At 54.4% G+C, this 17181-nt stretch carries 15 protein-coding genes; 13 read left to right on the top strand and 2 right to left on the bottom strand.

Annotated elements, in window-relative coordinates:
* Positions 1–11: 11 nt before the first annotated feature.
* Both KDM89_RS15060 and KDM89_RS15055 read right to left on the bottom strand, forming a co-directional pair.
* Positions 12–818, bottom strand: coding sequence for a substrate-binding periplasmic protein (locus KDM89_RS15060; RefSeq protein ID WP_212688742.1), 807 nt, complete (start codon positions 816–818; stop codon positions 12–14).
* 126 nt (positions 819–944) lie between these two features.
* Positions 945–1853 carry a LysR family transcriptional regulator gene (locus KDM89_RS15055; RefSeq protein WP_212688741.1) on the bottom strand — a complete coding sequence of 303 codons (909 nt, stop codon included), beginning with the start codon at positions 1851–1853 and terminating at the stop codon, positions 945–947.
* 127 nt (positions 1854–1980) lie between these two features.
* On the opposite strand from KDM89_RS15055, the gene KDM89_RS15050 reads away from it, so the two are divergent.
* From KDM89_RS15050 to KDM89_RS14990, 13 genes are all read left to right on the top strand, one after another.
* A complete protein-coding gene (locus KDM89_RS15050; RefSeq protein ID WP_212688740.1) occupies positions 1981–3468 on the top strand; it encodes a CoA-acylating methylmalonate-semialdehyde dehydrogenase in 1488 nt (495 codons plus the stop codon).
* A 322-nt stretch (positions 3469–3790) separates the two neighbouring features.
* On the top strand, positions 3791–4825 hold the full coding sequence (locus tag KDM89_RS15045) for an NAD(P)H-dependent flavin oxidoreductase (protein WP_212688739.1): 1035 nt from the start codon (positions 3791–3793) through the stop codon (positions 4823–4825).
* Positions 4826–4844: 19 nt separating this feature from the next.
* Positions 4845–6479 carry a GMC family oxidoreductase gene (locus KDM89_RS15040; RefSeq protein WP_212688738.1) on the top strand — a complete coding sequence of 545 codons (1635 nt, stop codon included), beginning with the start codon at positions 4845–4847 and terminating at the stop codon, positions 6477–6479.
* 273 nt (positions 6480–6752) lie between these two features.
* A complete protein-coding gene (locus tag KDM89_RS15035; RefSeq protein ID WP_212688737.1) occupies positions 6753–7526 on the top strand; it encodes an ABC transporter ATP-binding protein in 774 nt (257 codons plus the stop codon).
* Positions 7523–8230 (top strand): ABC transporter ATP-binding protein, encoded by a 708-nt coding sequence (locus tag KDM89_RS15030; protein WP_212688736.1) that lies wholly within the window; start codon positions 7523–7525, stop codon positions 8228–8230. Before KDM89_RS15035 ends, KDM89_RS15030 begins: the two co-directional genes overlap by 4 nt.
* Positions 8231–8323: 93 nt before the next feature.
* Entirely contained in the window at positions 8324–9532 is a 1209-nt protein-coding gene (locus KDM89_RS15025) for an ABC transporter substrate-binding protein (protein ID WP_212688735.1), read from the top strand.
* Positions 9533–9663: 131 nt separating this feature from the next.
* Entirely contained in the window at positions 9664–10548 is an 885-nt protein-coding gene (locus tag KDM89_RS15020) for a branched-chain amino acid ABC transporter permease (protein ID WP_212688734.1), read from the top strand.
* A 10-nt stretch (positions 10549–10558) separates the two neighbouring features.
* Entirely contained in the window at positions 10559–11539 is a 981-nt protein-coding gene (locus KDM89_RS15015; protein ID WP_212688733.1) for a branched-chain amino acid ABC transporter permease, read from the top strand.
* Positions 11540–11878: 339 nt separating this feature from the next.
* Positions 11879–12637, top strand: coding sequence for a TSUP family transporter (locus KDM89_RS15010; protein ID WP_329604681.1), 759 nt, complete (start codon positions 11879–11881; stop codon positions 12635–12637).
* A 228-nt stretch (positions 12638–12865) separates the two neighbouring features.
* Positions 12866–14812 carry a tRNA uridine-5-carboxymethylaminomethyl(34) synthesis enzyme MnmG gene (mnmG, locus tag KDM89_RS15005; protein WP_212688731.1) on the top strand — a complete coding sequence of 649 codons (1947 nt, stop codon included), beginning with the start codon at positions 12866–12868 and terminating at the stop codon, positions 14810–14812.
* Positions 14809–15459: a 16S rRNA (guanine(527)-N(7))-methyltransferase RsmG gene (rsmG, locus tag KDM89_RS15000; RefSeq protein WP_212688730.1), complete on the top strand. Its 651-nt coding sequence runs from the start codon at positions 14809–14811 to the stop codon at positions 15457–15459. The genes mnmG and rsmG overlap by 4 nt, the downstream gene beginning before the upstream one ends.
* A gap of 49 nt (positions 15460–15508) precedes the next feature.
* Positions 15509–16285 (top strand): ParA family protein, encoded by a 777-nt coding sequence (locus KDM89_RS14995; protein WP_212688729.1) that lies wholly within the window; start codon positions 15509–15511, stop codon positions 16283–16285.
* A gap of 2 nt (positions 16286–16287) precedes the next feature.
* Positions 16288–17181, top strand: coding sequence for a ParB/RepB/Spo0J family partition protein (locus KDM89_RS14990; protein ID WP_212688728.1), 894 nt, complete (start codon positions 16288–16290; stop codon positions 17179–17181).

The raw sequence follows: 17181 nt of genomic DNA, 5'->3' as shown, positions 1-17181 counted from the left end.
AAAGAAAAAACTCAGCGTATGCCGTATTTACGCTGCAGTTTTTCGGTCAGACCTTCGTGGTCCAGCTCTTTGTTAATCCGGTTAAAGTTGTCGATACGCTGCTTATCCATACCGGGATAACACAGCATGTATAACTCGATCTGGCGGTATTTGACGGCACGGGCAATATCATTGCCGAAGCCTTGCTGCTGCGCCAGAAACATACCGTGCGATTCCGATACGATCCAGTAATCGATGCGTTTGTTGATCAGCAGACGCGGATTGTCTTCATCGGTGCTGGCGAACTGGATGTTGTAGCCCTGTTCTGTCAGTTGTAAACCGGTTGCGGCATTTTTGTAGGAACCGATGCTGTATGTCTTTGCATCTTCAAACTGTTTCAGCACCCGCTGATCATCACGGCGTTTGTACAGTACCCAGGTATCCGTTGTCAGCGGGCCAACCCAGTTAAAAAACTTTTCCCGTTCCTGTGTACGGCGGAAACCGAACAGGCAGGCGTTTGATTCTGTCATTGCCGAGTTCAGGCCGCGTGCCAGCGATGTACTGGTGAATACCGGTGTTTCCTTTGCACGCTTCATGATTTCTGCGACTTTTTCTGTCAGAAAACCTTTGATTTCACCGCTTTGCGGGTCGGTGTGGGTGAACGGGCCATATTCCTGAATATACAGTTGTATGCTTTGCGCCTGCGCTGCGGCACTGGCGAATAAGGAAGCGGCAATGAAGGGAATCGACAATACTTTCAGCACGGTAAACCTGATGGTTGAGTAACGGTGAACAGCAGACTGCGCGACGTGGTATGGCCGCTCAGCGTGCAACAGCATGCCGGAAGCGGGCAATTATTATAACGGCGTATGCGATTTGCATTGCTGCGGGGAATCATGGCAGTGTGATTTCTGTACCAGTTCGCCACAGTCACAATCTTATTTTGTTAGCAGGAACAGACACTGTCACAGATCCGGCAAACTGGTCATGCCCTGCCAGCATTGCTGAATCAGATGCAGCGCCGCAGCGATCACGGGTTCTTCGGCTCGCTTACGGTCGCAAATGAAGTGCATACCGGTTTGCAGGCTCACGCTGTCGGCAATCACCAGATCATGGGTTTGTGCTTCGCGCACTGCGATCGATTCGCGGATTAAACTCAGTCCGACACCGGATTTCACCAGATCCAGCATGCTGGGTTCCTGATCAACCAGTGCGACCTGCTGCGGTTGTACACCGGCTTGCTCAAAAATCGGTAACAGCAGACGTGAATGCACTGACTCGGGCGGTGTCCATATCCACGGCAATTGCGCCAGTTGTTCCCAGTTTTTGCCCTGCACCCGTTGTTGCCAGCCAGCCGGCGCCAGCACACGGTAAGTGAATTGTGTCAGCGTCACGCTGTGGATAGCCTCAGCGCAATCCACAGGTAATTCACCGAGATAAAAACCAACATCCAGCTGACCCTGACGCAGGGCTTGCAGCACCTGACCTGACATGCCGTGCTGCAGTCTTGTGGATAACTGCGGATAACTTTCCACCAGCCGTTTCAGGAACATGCCCAGCCGTGTGAATTCCGGATCGAGGATGGTGCCGATCGCCAGTTCACCGGAAACAGTGGAGCACAGCGCCAGCGCCGCCTGACGGAATTCCTGCGCGCTGGCCAGTGCCCGTTCGGCGAACGGTTGTAATTTCGCACCGTGTTCTGTCAGCGTCATGCCACTGCCGCCGCGTGTGAATAACTGCAATTGCAATTCTTCCTGCAGCGCCTTCAGTTGCAGACTGACGGCTGGCTGGGTTACATGCAGTTTTTCCGCTGCACGGGTCAGATTGCCTTCACGGGCGACGGCGGCAAAAGCACGTAACTGAATCAGATCCATTGTTATCCTGTTAAAAGTATCTTTTTGGTAATTATAAGCATGTTTTATATGTTCGTTGATAAAGACTGATTGGATTTCTGTTAAGCCTTTGCGTAAGCTCAACCGGATTACAGCAAGGAGAACTCGGATGATAGGACACTGGATTAACGGACAAACCCTGGTACCGGAAGGCAGCCGCAGCCAGCCTGTGTATAACCCGGCCACCGGTCAGTTGACAGAACAGGTGGTGCTGGCAGACAACGCCATCGTTGATCAGGCGATTGCCGCCGCTGCTGCTGCCGCACCGGAATGGGCTGAAACCGCGCCGCTGCGTCGTGCACGGGTGATGTTCCGCTTTAAAGAATTACTCGATCAGCATCACCGCGAGATTGCGGCACTGATTACGGCAGAACACGGCAAAGTGTTTTCCGATGCAATGGGTGAAGTGACACGCGGCATTGAAGTGGTGGAGTTTGCCTGCGGTATGCCGCAACTGCTGAAAACCCAGTTTTCCGACAATATCGGCGGTGGCATTGATAACTACAATCTGCGTCAGCCGCTGGGTGTGACGGCGGGTATCACGCCGTTCAATTTTCCTTTCATGGTACCGATGTGGATGGCACCGCTGGCGCTGGCCACCGGTAACAGCTTTATCCTGAAACCGTCTGAACGCGATCCTTCCTGTTCTTTGCTGATTGCCCGCTTGCTGAAACAGGCTGGCTTACCGGACGGTGTGTTCAACGTAGTGCAGGGTGATAAAACGGCAGTCGATCGTTTAATCAGTCATCCGCAGGTGGCAGCTTTATCCTTCGTCGGCTCCACGCCGATTGCTGAATATATTTATTCAGAAGGAACAGGTCACGGAAAACGGGTGCAGGCGCTCGGTGGTGCAAAAAATCATCTGGTCGTGATGCCGGACGCAAATCTGGAGCAGGCAGTTGATGCACTGATGGGCGCAGCTTACGGTTCCGCCGGTGAACGCTGTATGGCGATCTCGGTGGCCGTGGCTGTCGGCGCTGTCGCAGATGATCTGGTACAGGCACTGATTCCGCGTGTAAAAGCCTTACGGATCGGTAACGGTATGGATGAACAATCCGAGATGGGGCCAGTCATTACCGCAGCACATAAAGAAAAAATTAAGTCGTATATTCAGAAAGGAAAAGATGAAGGTGCGCAATGTCTGGTCGATGGCAGTGAACTGACTGTCGCAGGACATGAGCAGGGATTTTTCCTCGGCGGCACCTTGTTTGATCATGTCAGAGAAGGCATGACCATCCACCGTGAAGAAATTTTCGGACCGGTATTGTGCGTGGTACGTGTACCGGATTTTGCCGCTGCACTGGAACTGATTAACCGTCACGAGTTTGGTAACGGCGTTTCTTTATTTACCTCTGACGGCAATACAGCACGCGAATTCAGCCGCCGCGTACAGGTCGGTATGGTGGGTGTGAATGTCCCGATTCCGGTGCCGATGGCATGGCATTCTTTCGGTGGCTGGAAACGCTCGCTGTTCGGTGATTTGCATGCTTACGGCGAAGACGGTGTGCGCTTTTATACCCGCTATAAATCGGTCATGCAGCGCTGGCCGGACAGCATCGCAAAAGGGGCGGAATTTACGATGCCGGTGGCGAAGTAATTGTTCTTGTCGTTTGCATGGCTTAAGCACAATTCTAGAACTCATTTCATAAATAGCCACGAGTGCGAACGCGAGGTGCCGGGATGCAGTGCGCGGCGCCGTTGCGCAGCACAGGCTGGTGCCTGTGCAAGCGACGCAACAAAGCAATGCGCCCGGCACCTCCATTCCCGGAGGGTTTGCCTCATAGCGCACGCTGGACAGCGTTGGACGCGTTGTGAATAGCACCGCTATTCACTGCCTTGTCCGCCTTGCCAGCCCGCGCTATGAGACAAACGCATCTCGCGGGTATTTATGAAATGAGTTCTAACAATACGGAGACATCATGCAGGACTTTCTTTCGCTGTGCCCGCTGCCGCTGATTCAGGCACCGATGGCGGGTGGTGCAACCACACCGGAACTGGTCGCGGCTGTTTCTGCGGCCGGCGGGCTGGGTTCGCTGGCAGCGGCATTACTGCCACCGCTGGCAATTATCGAACAGGCAGAACTGATTCGTCGCCTGACGGATAAACCCTTCGCCATTAATTTGTTTGTCCTCAGTCGCCCGCGTCCTGCGGAGGAAGAAGTCGAGGCCGCGCGCGCCGTATTGCGGCCGTTTTGTCATGAGCTGGGCTGGGACAGCGTACCGGTACCGGCGCGCTGGTGTCTGGATTTTGAAGAGCAGCTGGAAGCCGTGATTACCGCCCGACCAGCCGTTGCCAGTTTTACCTTTGATGTGCTGCATGGCAGTCAGATTCAGCGTTTGCATGATGCCGGCATTCTGGTGGTGGGAACAGCCACGACGCTGGCAGAAGCCCAGGTCTGGCAGACTATGGGTGCGGATGCCGTGTGTCTGCAAGGTACGGAGGCAGGCGGGCATCGCGGTACTTTTATCGGACAGCAGGAAGCCGCAACGCTGGGCTTGCACGAGTTACTGGCACAGTGTCTGCCGCATATGCACATACCGCTGATTGCTGCCGGTGGCCTGATGTCGGCGCAGGATATTGCCCGGATTCGTGCTGAAGGCGCGGCGCTGGCGCAGCTGGGAACGGCGTTTCTGTGTTGTCATGAATCCGGTATTCCGGAAGTGTATAAAGAACGCTTACTTGCAGCCAGCAGCGATACCACACGGCAAACCCGTGCGATATCAGGACGTCTGGCACGCGGGCTGGATAACCGGCTGATGCGTTTACTGGATAAACATGCGGATCGGGTTCCGGCTTATCCGGTACAGAATGCGCTGACCACGGCGATTCGCGCCGAGGCGGCACGTCATGACAATCCGGAGCTGATGTCCTTGTGGGCGGGGCAGGGTGTCGCCCGTTGTCAGCGATTGTCAGCAGCAGAACTGGTGCAGCAACTGATGCATCCGTCGTCCTGAAGCAATGGGAGATTACTGTATGCAGTCTGCCGGAATCTATGATTTTATTGTGGTTGGTGGCGGTACCGCCGGCTGTGCGCTGGCGCATCGTTTATCCGCCAGTCCGCAGCATGAAGTATTGCTCATCGAAGCGGGTGGTAAGGATGATTATCTGTGGATACATGTGCCGGTTGGCTACCTGTACTGCATTAACAATCCGCGCACGGACTGGATGTACCGCACCGCTGCTGAACAAGGTTTACACGGGCGCAGTTTGTTATATCCGCGCGGTAAAGTGCTGGGTGGCTGCTCATCGATTAACGGCATGATTTATATGCGCGGGCAGGCCAGTGATTACGACCACTGGGCGGATGAATGCGGCGATGACAGCTGGCGCTGGGACAAAGTGCTGGAATGGTTCCGCCTCAGTGAAGATTATCACGGTGGTGAAGACCGCTGGCATGGCAGCGGTGGCCCGTGGCGCGTGGAAAAGCAGCGCCTGTCATGGAAAATTCTCGATGCTTTCCGTGCTGCGGCAGCTGAAACCGGTATTCCGTACACAGAAGACTTTAACCGTGGCGATAACGAAGGCAGTGCGTATTTTGAGGTGAACCAGAAACGCGGCATACGCTGGAATACCACCAAAGCGTATCTGCGCGAAGCATCGCGCCGGCCGAATCTGACCATTATGACTGGCTGTCAGGCGGAACGTTTATTGTTTGACGATGTGAACGATACGCGCCGCTGTACCGGCGTTCAGTTCACCGGCGGTGGTACGCGCTGGCAGGCGCAGGCCAGACGCGAAACTGTGCTGGCGGCAGGTGCGGTCGGCAGTCCGGCCTTGCTGCAATTATCCGGTATCGGTGATCCGGCGCACCTGCAGGCGGCTGGTGTTACGCCGCTGCATACGCTGTCCGGCGTCGGGCAAAACCTGCAGGATCATTTGCAATTGCGTTCTGTGTATAAAGTGCAGGGCGTACCTACCCTGAACGGCTTAACGCAGCACTGGTGGAATAAAGCGGCAATTGGCCTGGAATATCTGCTGCGCCAGAGCGGCCCGATGGCAATGGCGCCGTCACAACTGGGTTTGTTCACCCGTTCGGATGCATCGGTGGCGACACCGGATCTGCAATACCATGTGCAGCCTTTATCGCTGGATAAATTCGGCGATCCTTTACATCCGTTTCCGGCCTTCACAGCCAGCGTCTGCCATTTGCGTCCGACCTCACGCGGCAGTGTGCAGATCAGTAGTCCTGATCCGCAACAGGCTCCGCAGATTGCACCGAATTATCTGAGTACCGACTATGACCTGCAGGTCGCAGCACAGGCTTTGCGTCTGACGCGCCGCATTGTTGCTGCACCGGCATTGCAAGCCTATCAGCCGGAGGAAGTTAGACCCGGATTACATTGCCAGAGCGAACAGGAATTGCAGCACGCTGCCGGTGATATCGGCACGACCATTTTCCATCCGTCCGGTACCTGCCGGATGGGCAAAGCAGAGGATGAACAGGCAGTGACCGACAGCCGTTTGCGGGTACGTGGTCTGAGCGGATTACGGATTGCGGATGCATCGGTCATGCCGCGGATTACATCAGGTAACACCAATTCACCGACACTGATGATTGCCGAGAAAGCGGCACAAATGATGTTGCAGGATGCGTTGTCAGCTTCGTAGAAATTGTTGTTTCTGACGCAATACCAGCACCGGCATGCCGTGACATGCCGGATAATCAACAGAGATGTTTTACAACGCCGTCTGGTCTGCAGGTCTTTACGTTGTCAGCAGATGGCGTGTTATCCAGCTTCAGGTTTCAAACTTCAAAAAACGGCATTACCGTGTGAAGCGGGATGCAGAACACTCCGCAGAGAGTGATTGTTGTGGGTAGGCACTGGGAATGTGTGAGCGCTGCGCAGTGCTGTCATTCGTGGTTCGCAACAAGGAGACAAGATGACCGACGTCATCCTGGAAACCCGTCTGTTGACGCGTGAATTCAAAGGATTCACCGCCGTCAGTGAAGTCAATCTGCAAGTCCGGCGCGGACATATCCATGCGCTGATCGGCCCCAACGGGGCTGGTAAAACTACCTGCTTTAATTTACTGACCCGCTTTCTGGCGCCGACTTCCGGTCAGATTCTGTTCAATGGGCGCGATATCACGAAGCTGACACCGGTACAGGTGGCGCGGCTGGGCATCATCCGTTCGTTTCAGATTTCTGCCGTCTTTCCGCATCTGAGTGTGCTGGAGAATGTGCGCATCGGTTTGCAGCGCCGCTTCGGCAGCAGTTTTCAGTTCTGGCGCAGCGACCGTGTGTTGAAGCAATGGGATGCACAGGCGATGGCATTGCTGGAAACGGTGGATCTGGCCGCACTGGCCGATGTGAAAACGGTGGACTTACCGTATGGCCGTAAGCGGGCACTGGAAATTGCCACCACGCTGGCGATGGAGCCGGAACTGATGCTGCTCGATGAGCCGACGCAAGGCATGGGCCATGAAGACGTACACCGCGTGACTGAGCTGATACAACGTGTTTCTGCCGGTCGTACCATCCTGATGGTGGAACACAATATGCAGGTCGTTTCCGGCATTTGTGACCGTATCTCGGTATTGCAGCGCGGCGCATTACTGGCGGAAGGCAGTTATGCCGAGGTGTCGTCAGATCCGCGTGTGATGGAAGCGTATATGGGCAGCAGCGATGCTGAATTGCAGGGAGCGCACGGATGAGCTACGCACTGGAAATCCGCGATCTGCAAGCCTGGTATGGCGAATCGCATATTCTGCACGGCGTGAATCTGCAAGTCGAAGCTGGACAAGTCGTGACCCTGCTCGGCCGCAATGGCGCGGGTCGTACCACCAGCTTACGTGCTGTGATGGGGCTGACCGGCCGCCGCAGTGGATCGGTACGTATCCACGGTCAGGAAGCCATTCATTTGCCTGCACACAAAATCGCCCATCTTGGCGTGGGTTACTGCCCCGAAGAGCGCGGCATTTTTTCCTCATTGTCTGCCGAAGAAAACCTGTTATTGCCGCCACGGGTTTCACGTGAAACGGCGGGCATGTCACTTGATGAAATTTATGCAATGTTTCCTAACCTGTACGAACGCCGTCAGAGTCAGGGAACACGCTTATCCGGCGGGGAACAACAAATGCTGGCAGTTGCGCGGATTCTGCGCACCGGCGCGCGTTTGCTGCTGCTGGATGAAATTTCCGAAGGGCTGGCACCTGTGATTGTGCAGGCACTGGCACGCATGATTACCACCCTGAAGCAGCAGGGTTACACGATCGTGATGGTGGAGCAAAACTTCCGTTTCGCTGCACCGCTGGCCGACCATTTTTATGTGATGGAGCATGGTGAGATTGTTGAACAATTCGGTGCAGCTTCGCTGAGCGAAAAAATGCCGGTGCTGCATCAGTTGCTTGGTGTCTGAAATTCTGTATGGCAAAACAGTTGCGATTTGTCGCAACTGTGCATAACGCACAGCTTGTGCACATTCTTGTTTAACCCAGTCTGGAGTCAGCAAATGAAACTGCAATGGAAAGTGATCAGTCTGGCCGTCGCGGCCACGCTCAGTGTGCATGCCAGTACACAGGCGCAGGTATCCGGTGATGTGGTGAAAATCGGCTTTATCACCGACTTATCCGGCGTGTATTCCGATATTGATGGTAAGGGTGGTGCAGAGGCGATCCGTATGGCGATTGCGGATTTCGGCGGTAATGTGCTGGGGAAAAAGATTGAATTGGTCACAGCCGACCATCAGAACAAGGCGGATATCGCTGCATCTAAAGCACGCGAATGGTTTGACCGCGAAGGTGTGGATATGCTGATCGGCGGCACCAACTCCGGTGCGGCTTTGTCGATGGCTAAAGTCTCGGCCGAGAAAAAGCGCCCGTTCATTTCTATCGGTGCCGGTACTGCAGTGCTGACCAATGAAGAGTGCTCGCCATATACGCTGCATTATGCGTATGACACTGTTGCGCTGGCCAAGGGTACTGGCGCTGCGGTGGTTAAGCAGGGCGGTAAGTCCTGGTATTTCCTGACTGCGGATTATGCGTTTGGTGCGGCGCTGGAATCGGATACCGCGAAAGTCGTCAAAGCGAATGGCGGTACGGTGTCCGGTACGGTCAAACATCCTTTGTCCGCTTCAGATTTTTCTTCCTTCCTGTTACAGGCACAGGCATCCAAAGCCCAGATTCTGGGGCTGGCAAATGCCGGTGGCGATACCATCAATGCAGTTAAAGCCGCGAATGAATTCGGTGTGACCAAAACCATGAAGCTGGCTGGTTTGCTGATGTTCATTAATGACATCCATTCGCTGGGGCTGAACGCGACGCAGGGCATGTATCTGACCGACAGCTGGTACTGGAACCAGACACCGGAAGCGCGCGCGTGGGCGCGCCGCTATTTCGAAAAGATGAAAAAAATGCCATCCAGCCTGCAGGCAGCCGATTACTCCGCCACCATGCAATACCTGAATGCGGTCAAAGCAGCCGGTTCGGATGATCCTGAAAAAGTAATGGCCAAGTTGCGCAGTATGAAGTTCAAAGACTTTTATATCCGCGACGGCTATCTGCGCGCCGATGGCAGCGTGATCAAGGATATGTATCTGATGCAGGTGAAACCACAATCGGAATCCAAAGAACCCTGGGATTACTACAAAGTGATCCAGACCATTCCGGGCGAACAGGCGTTCACCACCAAAGCGGAGTCCAAGTGCAGCCTGTGGAAATAATCCGGCTTATCCCCGTTGCGCTGTGAAATGCAGTGCGGCGGGGGGAGGCGGCTGATCTGAGCGTATTTTCAATCTGACAATCTGCGGCTGTGTACAAGTCGCAGATTGTGCACGACGGAGATGGTGCATTAATGGATTTGTTCGGGATTCCCTTACAGGCTTTGCTGAGCCAGTTATTGCTCGGTCTGGTCAATGGCTCGTTTTACGCGATGCTGTCACTCGGGCTGGCCGTGATCTTCGGCTTGCTGAATGTCATTAATTTTGCGCACGGTGCTTTGTACATGGCCGGTGCGTTTCTGGCGTGGATGGGGCTGGAATATCTGGGATTGAATTACTGGCTGATGCTGGTGCTGGCGCCCCTGCTGGTCGGTGCCTTCGGTATGCTGATCGAGCGCACCATGCTGCGCCGCCTGTATCAGCTCGATCATTTATACGTTCTGCTGCTGACCTTTGGTTTAACGCTGATGCTGGAAGGTGCTTTCCGCTCGGTGTACGGCGTGTCCGGTCAGCCTTACTCAGTGCCGGAAGCGCTGAGCGGTGCGACCAATCTCGGTTTCATGATTTTGCCGAACTACCGTGCCTGGGTGGTGGTGGCATCGCTGGTGGTCTGTTTTTCAACCTGGTTTCTGATCGAGAAAACCCGGCTCGGCGCCTATCTGCGTGCCGGTACGGAAAACCCGCGGCTGGTGGAAGCCTTCGGCATTAATGTGCCGCTGATGGTGACGCTGACCTATGGCTTCGGCGTCTCGCTGGCGGCGCTGGCCGGTGTGCTGGCGGCGCCGGTGATACAGGTATCGCCGCTGATGGGCTCGAATCTGATTATCACGGTGTTTGCGGTGGTGGTGATCGGCGGCATGGGTTCCATTCTCGGATCGGTGCTGACCGGTCTCGCGCTCGGCGTCATCGAAGGTCTGACCAAAGTCTTTTATCCGGAAATTTCCTCGACCGTGGTCTTCATCATCATGGCGCTGGTGTTGCTGGTACGGCCTGCCGGTTTGTTCGGCAAAGAGAAATAAGGAGAACAGGATGCGATACAAACTTGGCGCCGGTCTGGTGGTGGCGGCATTACTGGCAGCACCGCTGATCCTGTATCCGGTGTTTCTGATGAAGGTGCTGTGTTTTTGTCTGTTCGCCTGCGCCTTCAATTTACTGCTCGGTTTCACCGGACTGAACTCATTTGGTCACGCGGCATTCTTTGGCGGCGCGGCCTATGTGGCTGGCTGGGCACTGCGTGATGCCGGCTTGCCGGTAGAAGCAGGGCTGGTGCTGGCGGTGTTGTTTGCGGCGCTGACCGGGCTGGTGGTGGGCTGGCTGGCGATCCGGCGGCAGGGAATTTACTTCACCATGATTACGCTGGCGCTGGCGCAGATGCTGTACTTCGTGTTTCTGCAGGCAAAGTTCACCGGTGGCGAGGATGGCTTGCAGGGCATACCGCGTGGCCGTCTGTTCGGCTTGATTGATCTGAGTCAGGACTTGCATTTGTATTATCTGGTGCTGGCGCTGACGGTGGCCGGTTTTCTGCTGGTGGTGCGCGCTGTGCATTCGCCGTTCGGACAAGTTCTGAAAGCGGTGCGCGATAACGAGGCGAGGGCAGTCTCGCTGGGCTTTCATGCCGATCAGATCAAGTTGCTGGCCTTTGTATTGTCGGCTGCACTGGCAGGGCTGGCAGGTGCGCTGAAAGCGCTGGTGCTTGGTTTTGCCACGCTCAGTGATGTGCACTGGGCGATGTCCGGACTGGTGGTGCTGATGACGCTGGTCGGTGGTGTCGGCACGCTGACAGGGCCGGTGGTGGGCGCGATCCTGATCATTGCACTGGAAGACAAAATGGGAGAAATCGGATCGGCGCTGGCGGATCTGACCCGCATCGAATGGTTCCGCAGCCTCGGCGATTCGGTGACCATGGTGCTCGGTCTGATCTTCGTGCTGTGCGTGCTGCTGTTCCGGCGCGGGCTGGTGGGGGAGCTGGTCGCATGGTGGCAGTCACGCAGAGCCGCCGCATCCGGCTGATTGTTCCGTTGATTCGCCTGCAACCGCCAGCCTGTGTCTGGCGGTTTTTTTTATGTCTGAGCAGTCGTGGATCGCAGGTCAGAATAGCGATGATTGTGCCGATTGCGATTTTGCACCTGCCCGCTCAGCCAGAGAATGCGCGGACGTCGGTTTTTTTTGTGACCGGAATCCGCATTTCAGGCCATTTTTTGTGTTTTTGAGCGCTGCGCAGCACTGTCGCTGATCCGCCAGCCTGATCTGTATCTGGACAGGCTGGCGCAGCTTGTTATGCTGAGCGGCTGGTCTGCAACAGGGCAGACTGCACAACAGCATGTATTTGCAGGGAGAACAGGTGTGGGAATCGAATGGCTGGTATTAGGCGGTGCGGCGTTTTTTGCCGGATTTGTGGATGCAATGGTAGGCGGCGGCGGGTTGATTCAGGTACCCGCGCTGTTCTCGGTGATGCCCGGTTCCGTGCCGGCAACGCTGCTGGGCACCAATAAACTGGCCAGTATCTGGGGCACGATGGTGGCGGCGCAAAACTATCTGCGCACTGTCAGAATCCGTCCTGCACTGTTGCTCAGCGGTGCGCTGGCAGCGTTTGTCTGCTCATTCTTCGGTGCCTGGTTGGTGACCATCGTGCCGCCGACTTACCTGCGTAAAGCGCTGCCTTTCATCCTCGGCGCGGTGGCGGTGTACACCTTCGTCAAAAAAGATCTGGGTGTTACCGACAAACCCCGCTTCGCCGGACGGCAGGAAATCTGGCTGGCTGCCGCTGTTGCTGCGGTGATTGGTTTTTATGACGGCTTCTTCGGCCCCGGTACCGGCAGCTTCTTTGTGTTCTGTTTCGTCCGCTTTTTTGGCTACGATTTCCTGCGCGCATCGGCTGTTTCCAAGGTACTGAATGTGGCGACCAATGCCTCAGCTTTGTTGTTATTCGGTGTCAGCGGTCATGTCATCTGGGCACTCGGTGCGCTGATGGCGGTGTGTCAGGTTGGTGGTTCTTTGCTTGGCAGTCGTCTTGCAATCCGTCACGGCAGCGGATTTGTACGCAAAATCTTCTTACTTGTAGTTGTTTGTTTGATAATAAAAACCAGCTATGATGCCTTCTTCCGCTGAGCTGACGTGTAATGTTTCACGTGAAACATTGGGGTGATGTCCCGGTCATTCTGCTTAAATTTTAATCAGTGTTTTCAGCTTAACGATCTCCGCTCAGACATTCATCTGCATGATAAAGGGTATGTTTCACGTGAAACATACCCTTTAATTTTTCCTGATTTCACATGGTCGCGAATTAAAACAAACTATAATCGAAATTCCTTTCGTAAAAAGTAGTTTAAACGCGCTATGTATTATCCAAAAGAATTTGATGTGATCGTCGTCGGAGGCGGTCATGCAGGGACAGAAGCAGCACTGGTTTCCGCCCGCATGGGGCAGGCGACTCTGCTGCTGACCCACAATATTGAGACCCTCGGACAGATGTCTTGTAACCCTTCCATCGGTGGTATCGGCAAGGGACATCTGGTCAAAGAGGTCGATGCACTCGGCGGTGCGATGGCTATCGCCACCGATGAATCCGGTATCCAGTTCCGAATTCTGAACTCCTCTAAAGGTCCGGCTGTACGCGCAACCCGTGCGCAGGCAGACCGGATTTTGTACAAACAAGCGATTCGCAGTCGTCTGGAAAACCAGCCGAATCTGTGGATTTTCCAGCAGGCGGTGGATGATTTAATCCTCGAAGGTAACCGTGTCGTGGGCGCTGTTACGCAGGTTGGTATCCGTTTCAAAGCCCGCGCTGTGGTGCTGACGGCGGGTACTTTCCTCGACGGAAAAATCCACGTTGGCCTGAATCAGTATGCGGCTGGCCGCGCAGGCGACCCGCCGGCGATCTCTTTATCCGCCCGTTTAAAAGAAATGGCACTGCCGCAAGGCCGTTTAAAAACCGGTACGCCTCCACGTATTGATGGCCGCAGCATCGATTTTTCGCAGTTGTCCGAGCAGCCGGGTGATCTGGATCCTGTGCCGGTGTTCTCTTACATGGGCAATACGGCGATGCATCCGCGTCAGGTACCGTGCTGGATTACCCACACCAATGAAAAAACCCACGACATTATCCGCGCCGGACTGGATCGCAGCCCGATGTATACCGGGGTAATTGAGGGGGTAGGTCCGCGTTACTGCCCGTCGATTGAAGACAAAATTCACCGTTTTGCCAGCAAAGAATCACATCAGATTTTCCTGGAACCGGAAGGTCTGACTACCAATGAGTTCTATCCGAATGGCATCTCCACCAGTTTGCCGTTTGATGTTCAGCTGGAGCTGGTGCGCTCTATGCGTGGTCTGGAGAACGCATACATCCTGCGTCCTGGGTATGCGATTGAATACGATTACTTCGATCCGCGCGGCTTAAAAGCATCACTGGAAACCCGTCAGATTGAAGGCTTGTTCTTTGCGGGACAGATCAACGGTACGACCGGCTATGAAGAAGCAGCAGCACAAGGTTTGCTTGCAGGTCTGAATGCGGCATTGCAAACACGGGGCAAAGAGTCATGGACCCCGCGCCGTGATGAAGCCTATCTCGGTGTACTGGTCGATGATCTGATTACCAAAGGCGTGCAGGAACCATACCGTATGTTCACTTCACGTGCCGAGTTCCGTCTGAGTCTGCGTGAAGACAATGCTGATATGCGTCTGACCGAAACAGGCTACAAGCTGGGCTGTGTCACACAGGCACAGTGGGAAGCGTTTGAAACCAAACGTGAGACTGTTTCACGTGAAATGCAGCGTCTGCGCTCGACCTGGGTCAACCCGCGCATCGTCAGTGCTGCCGAAGCGGAACGTGTGGCAGGTAAAGCACTGGAACGCGAATATTCGCTGGCTGATCTGCTGCGTCGTCCGCAAGTGACTTATGACAGTCTGATGAGTTTGCGTGGAACCGAAGGACAGGAACTGGCTTTGCCTGCAGTGGATGATCCGGCGGTACGCGAACAAGTTGAGATTCAGATCAAGTATGCCGGTTATATCGACCGTCAGGCCAAAGAGGTGGAACGTCAGGCCCATTACGAACATTTGCGTATGCCGGTTGGTTTCGACTATTTGCAAGTGCAAGGCTTGTCGATTGAAGTCCAGCAAAAACTGAACAAGCATCAGCCAGAGACGCTGGGGCAGTGCAGTCGCATTTCCGGTGTAACCCCGGCTGCGATGTCTTTATTACTGATCCATTTGAAGAAGCACGGTTTCAAAGAATTTGAGTCTGCTTCACGTGAAACATCTGCAAGCGGAGTCGATGCATGACCACAAACCATATCGAAAATCTGAGACCCATGCTCGAGTCAGGATTGGATGCACTTTGCATAAAGTTAACAAAAGAACAACAAGATAAAATTATTAATTATTTGATAATATTGTCTAAGTGGAATTCTGTGTATAACCTGACCGCCATCCGCGATCCGAAAGAAATGATGACGCACCACGTCCTCGATTCTTTGTCTGCGGTTCCGGCATTCACCGAAGCGCAGAATGTGCTGGATGTCGGTTCCGGTGGCGGATTGCCGGGCATGATTCTGGCGATTTGCTATCCTGACAAGAAAATCTCCATGATTGATACTGTCAGCAAAAAAACAGCATTTCTGAATCAGGCCAAAGCAGAACTGGGACTGAACAATGTCACGGTCTACAGCGCCCGCGTTGAATCCCTGCAGGTGAATCAGCCGTTTGACGTGATTACCTCACGCGCTTTCTCTGAGCTGAACAATTTCGTCAACTGGTCGCAGCATTTGCTGGCTGAAGGCGGACGCTTTATCGCGATGAAAGGTGTGCATCCGCAGGGTGAAATGGAGCGCTTACCGGAAGGCTGGGAAGTCAAAGAAGTGCGTCCGCTGACCGTGCCGGGGCTGGATGCAGAACGACATCTGATTTTTATACAGAAAACTGCTGCCTGATCATGGGACAATGAGCAGGAAATAACAAATTCACCATAGGATGGTTTTTATGGCAAAAATCTTTTGCGTTGCCAATCAAAAGGGTGGGGTGGGCAAAACAACTACCACCGTCAATCTGGCTGCCGGTCTGGCTAAGCTGGAACAGCGTGTATTGCTGATCGATCTCGATCCGCAAGGCAATGCCACCATGGGCGCGGGCATCAACAAAGCCCGGCTGACTGCCTCGGTTTACGAAGTGTTGCTCGGTATGGCGGATATCGCCACAGCGCGTCAGCGTTCCGAAACCGGCCACTTTGATGTGCTGCCAGCCAACCGTGAACTGGCCGGTGCGGAAGTGGAAATGGTGGAGCTGGAAAACCGCGACAAACGTTTGCGCGATGCGATTGCAGCTGTGGATAAAGATTACGATTTCGTACTGATCGATTGCCCGCCGGCTTTATCGATGCTGACGCTGAACGGCTTATGTGCCGCTCACGGAGTGATTATTCCTATGCAGTGCGAATACTACGCGCTCGAAGGCTTGTCGGATCTGGCGAATACCATCAAAAAAGTGTCTGCCAGCCTGAACCCGGATCTGAAAATCGTCGGTTTATTGCGCGTCATGTTTGATCCGCGCATGACCTTGTCACAACAGGTGTCTGACCAACTGGAGCAGCATTTCGGCGACAAGGTTTTCCGTACCGTGATTCCGCGTAACGTGAGGCTCGCAGAAGCGCCTTCGTATGGTATGCCCGGTGTTGTGTTTGACCCGTCCTCCAAGGGCGCGCAGGCTTACATCGCATTCGGTGCCGAAATGGTAGAACGTATTAAAAAGCTGGATAAATAAACATGGTAGTGAAAAAACAAAAAGGACTGGGACGCGGGCTGGATGCCTTGCTCGGTGGTGCATCGGACTTTGCTGAGTCAGTACCTACTGTCACCGGAGCCCCGACCACGCTTGCGGTTTCACAAATGCAGGCAGGTAAATATCAGCCACGTACCCGTATGGATGAAGGCGCGCTCGCAGAGCTGGCAGCCTCGATTAAAGCACAGGGTCTGATGCAGCCGATTCTGGTCAGACCGATCGGTAATGAAGGCGGCAAAACCCGCTATGAGATCATCGCCGGTGAACGCCGCTTCCGTGCTTCGCAACTGGCCGGTATGGAAGAAGTGCCGGTGTTGGTGAAAGATGTGGATGATCAGGCTGCCGCTGCAATGGCGCTGATCGAAAACATGCAGCGTGAAGACTTAAATCCGCTGGAGGAAGCCCAGGGTATCCATCGCCTGATCACTGATTTCAACTTCACGCATGAACAGGCTGCGCAGTCGGTCGGCCGTTCACGCAGCGCCGTATCGAATCTGCTGCGTCTGATGAATCTGGCCAAACCGGTGCAGACCATGCTGATGGCTGGTGATATTGATATGGGCCATGCCCGTTCCTTGCTGGCAACCGATGCAGCAACCCAGATTCAGCTGGCAAATCAGATTGTCGCCAAGCGCATGTCAGTACGCGAAGCAGAAAAACTGGTCGCGAAAACGACGGCGGAACAGACTGGTACGCCAAAAAGCCGTGAAAAACCGGAAAAATCCCGCGATATCAAACGTCTGGAAGAAGAGATTGCCGATTTACTGGCAACGCAGGTGGTATTGAAAATGGGCCAGCGCGGCAAAGGTCAGCTGATCATTGATTTTGCTGATCTGGACACGCTGGATGGAATTCTGCTGAAAATCCGTGGCCAATAA

It is taken from the genome of Cognatundibacterium luofuense, from assembly GCF_018139685.1.
Classification (GTDB): domain Bacteria; phylum Pseudomonadota; class Gammaproteobacteria; order Burkholderiales; family Burkholderiaceae_D; genus Undibacterium; species Undibacterium luofuense.
Note: the sequence above shows the minus strand (reverse complement) of the source record. Positions and strands in the feature narration are given on the sequence as shown.

What these genes read in the sequence shown, in the direction of transcription:
- KDM89_RS15035 (WP_212688737.1), top strand. Translation starts at nt 6,753, where the DNA reads ATGACCGACGTCATCCTGGAAACCCGTCTGTTGACGCGTGAATTCAAA.
- mnmG (WP_212688731.1), top strand. Translation starts at nt 12,866, where the DNA reads ATGTATTATCCAAAAGAATTTGATGTGATCGTCGTCGGAGGCGGTCAT.
- rsmG (WP_212688730.1), top strand. Translation starts at nt 14,809, where the DNA reads ATGACCACAAACCATATCGAAAATCTGAGACCCATGCTCGAGTCAGGA.
- KDM89_RS14995 (WP_212688729.1), top strand. Translation starts at nt 15,509, where the DNA reads ATGGCAAAAATCTTTTGCGTTGCCAATCAAAAGGGTGGGGTGGGCAAA.
- KDM89_RS15020 (WP_212688734.1), top strand. Translation starts at nt 9,664, where the DNA reads ATGGATTTGTTCGGGATTCCCTTACAGGCTTTGCTGAGCCAGTTATTG.
- KDM89_RS15040 (WP_212688738.1), top strand. Translation starts at nt 4,845, where the DNA reads ATGCAGTCTGCCGGAATCTATGATTTTATTGTGGTTGGTGGCGGTACC.
- KDM89_RS15025 (WP_212688735.1), top strand. Translation starts at nt 8,324, where the DNA reads ATGAAACTGCAATGGAAAGTGATCAGTCTGGCCGTCGCGGCCACGCTC.
- KDM89_RS15015 (WP_212688733.1), top strand. Translation starts at nt 10,559, where the DNA reads ATGCGATACAAACTTGGCGCCGGTCTGGTGGTGGCGGCATTACTGGCA.
- KDM89_RS15055 (WP_212688741.1), bottom strand. Translation starts at nt 1,853, where the DNA reads ATGGATCTGATTCAGTTACGTGCTTTTGCCGCCGTCGCCCGTGAAGGC.
- KDM89_RS15050 (WP_212688740.1), top strand. Translation starts at nt 1,981, where the DNA reads ATGATAGGACACTGGATTAACGGACAAACCCTGGTACCGGAAGGCAGC.
- KDM89_RS15030 (WP_212688736.1), top strand. Translation starts at nt 7,523, where the DNA reads ATGAGCTACGCACTGGAAATCCGCGATCTGCAAGCCTGGTATGGCGAA.
- KDM89_RS15060 (WP_212688742.1), bottom strand. Translation starts at nt 818, where the DNA reads ATGCTGTTGCACGCTGAGCGGCCATACCACGTCGCGCAGTCTGCTGTT.
- KDM89_RS14990 (WP_212688728.1), top strand. Translation starts at nt 16,288, where the DNA reads ATGGTAGTGAAAAAACAAAAAGGACTGGGACGCGGGCTGGATGCCTTG.
- KDM89_RS15045 (WP_212688739.1), top strand. Translation starts at nt 3,791, where the DNA reads ATGCAGGACTTTCTTTCGCTGTGCCCGCTGCCGCTGATTCAGGCACCG.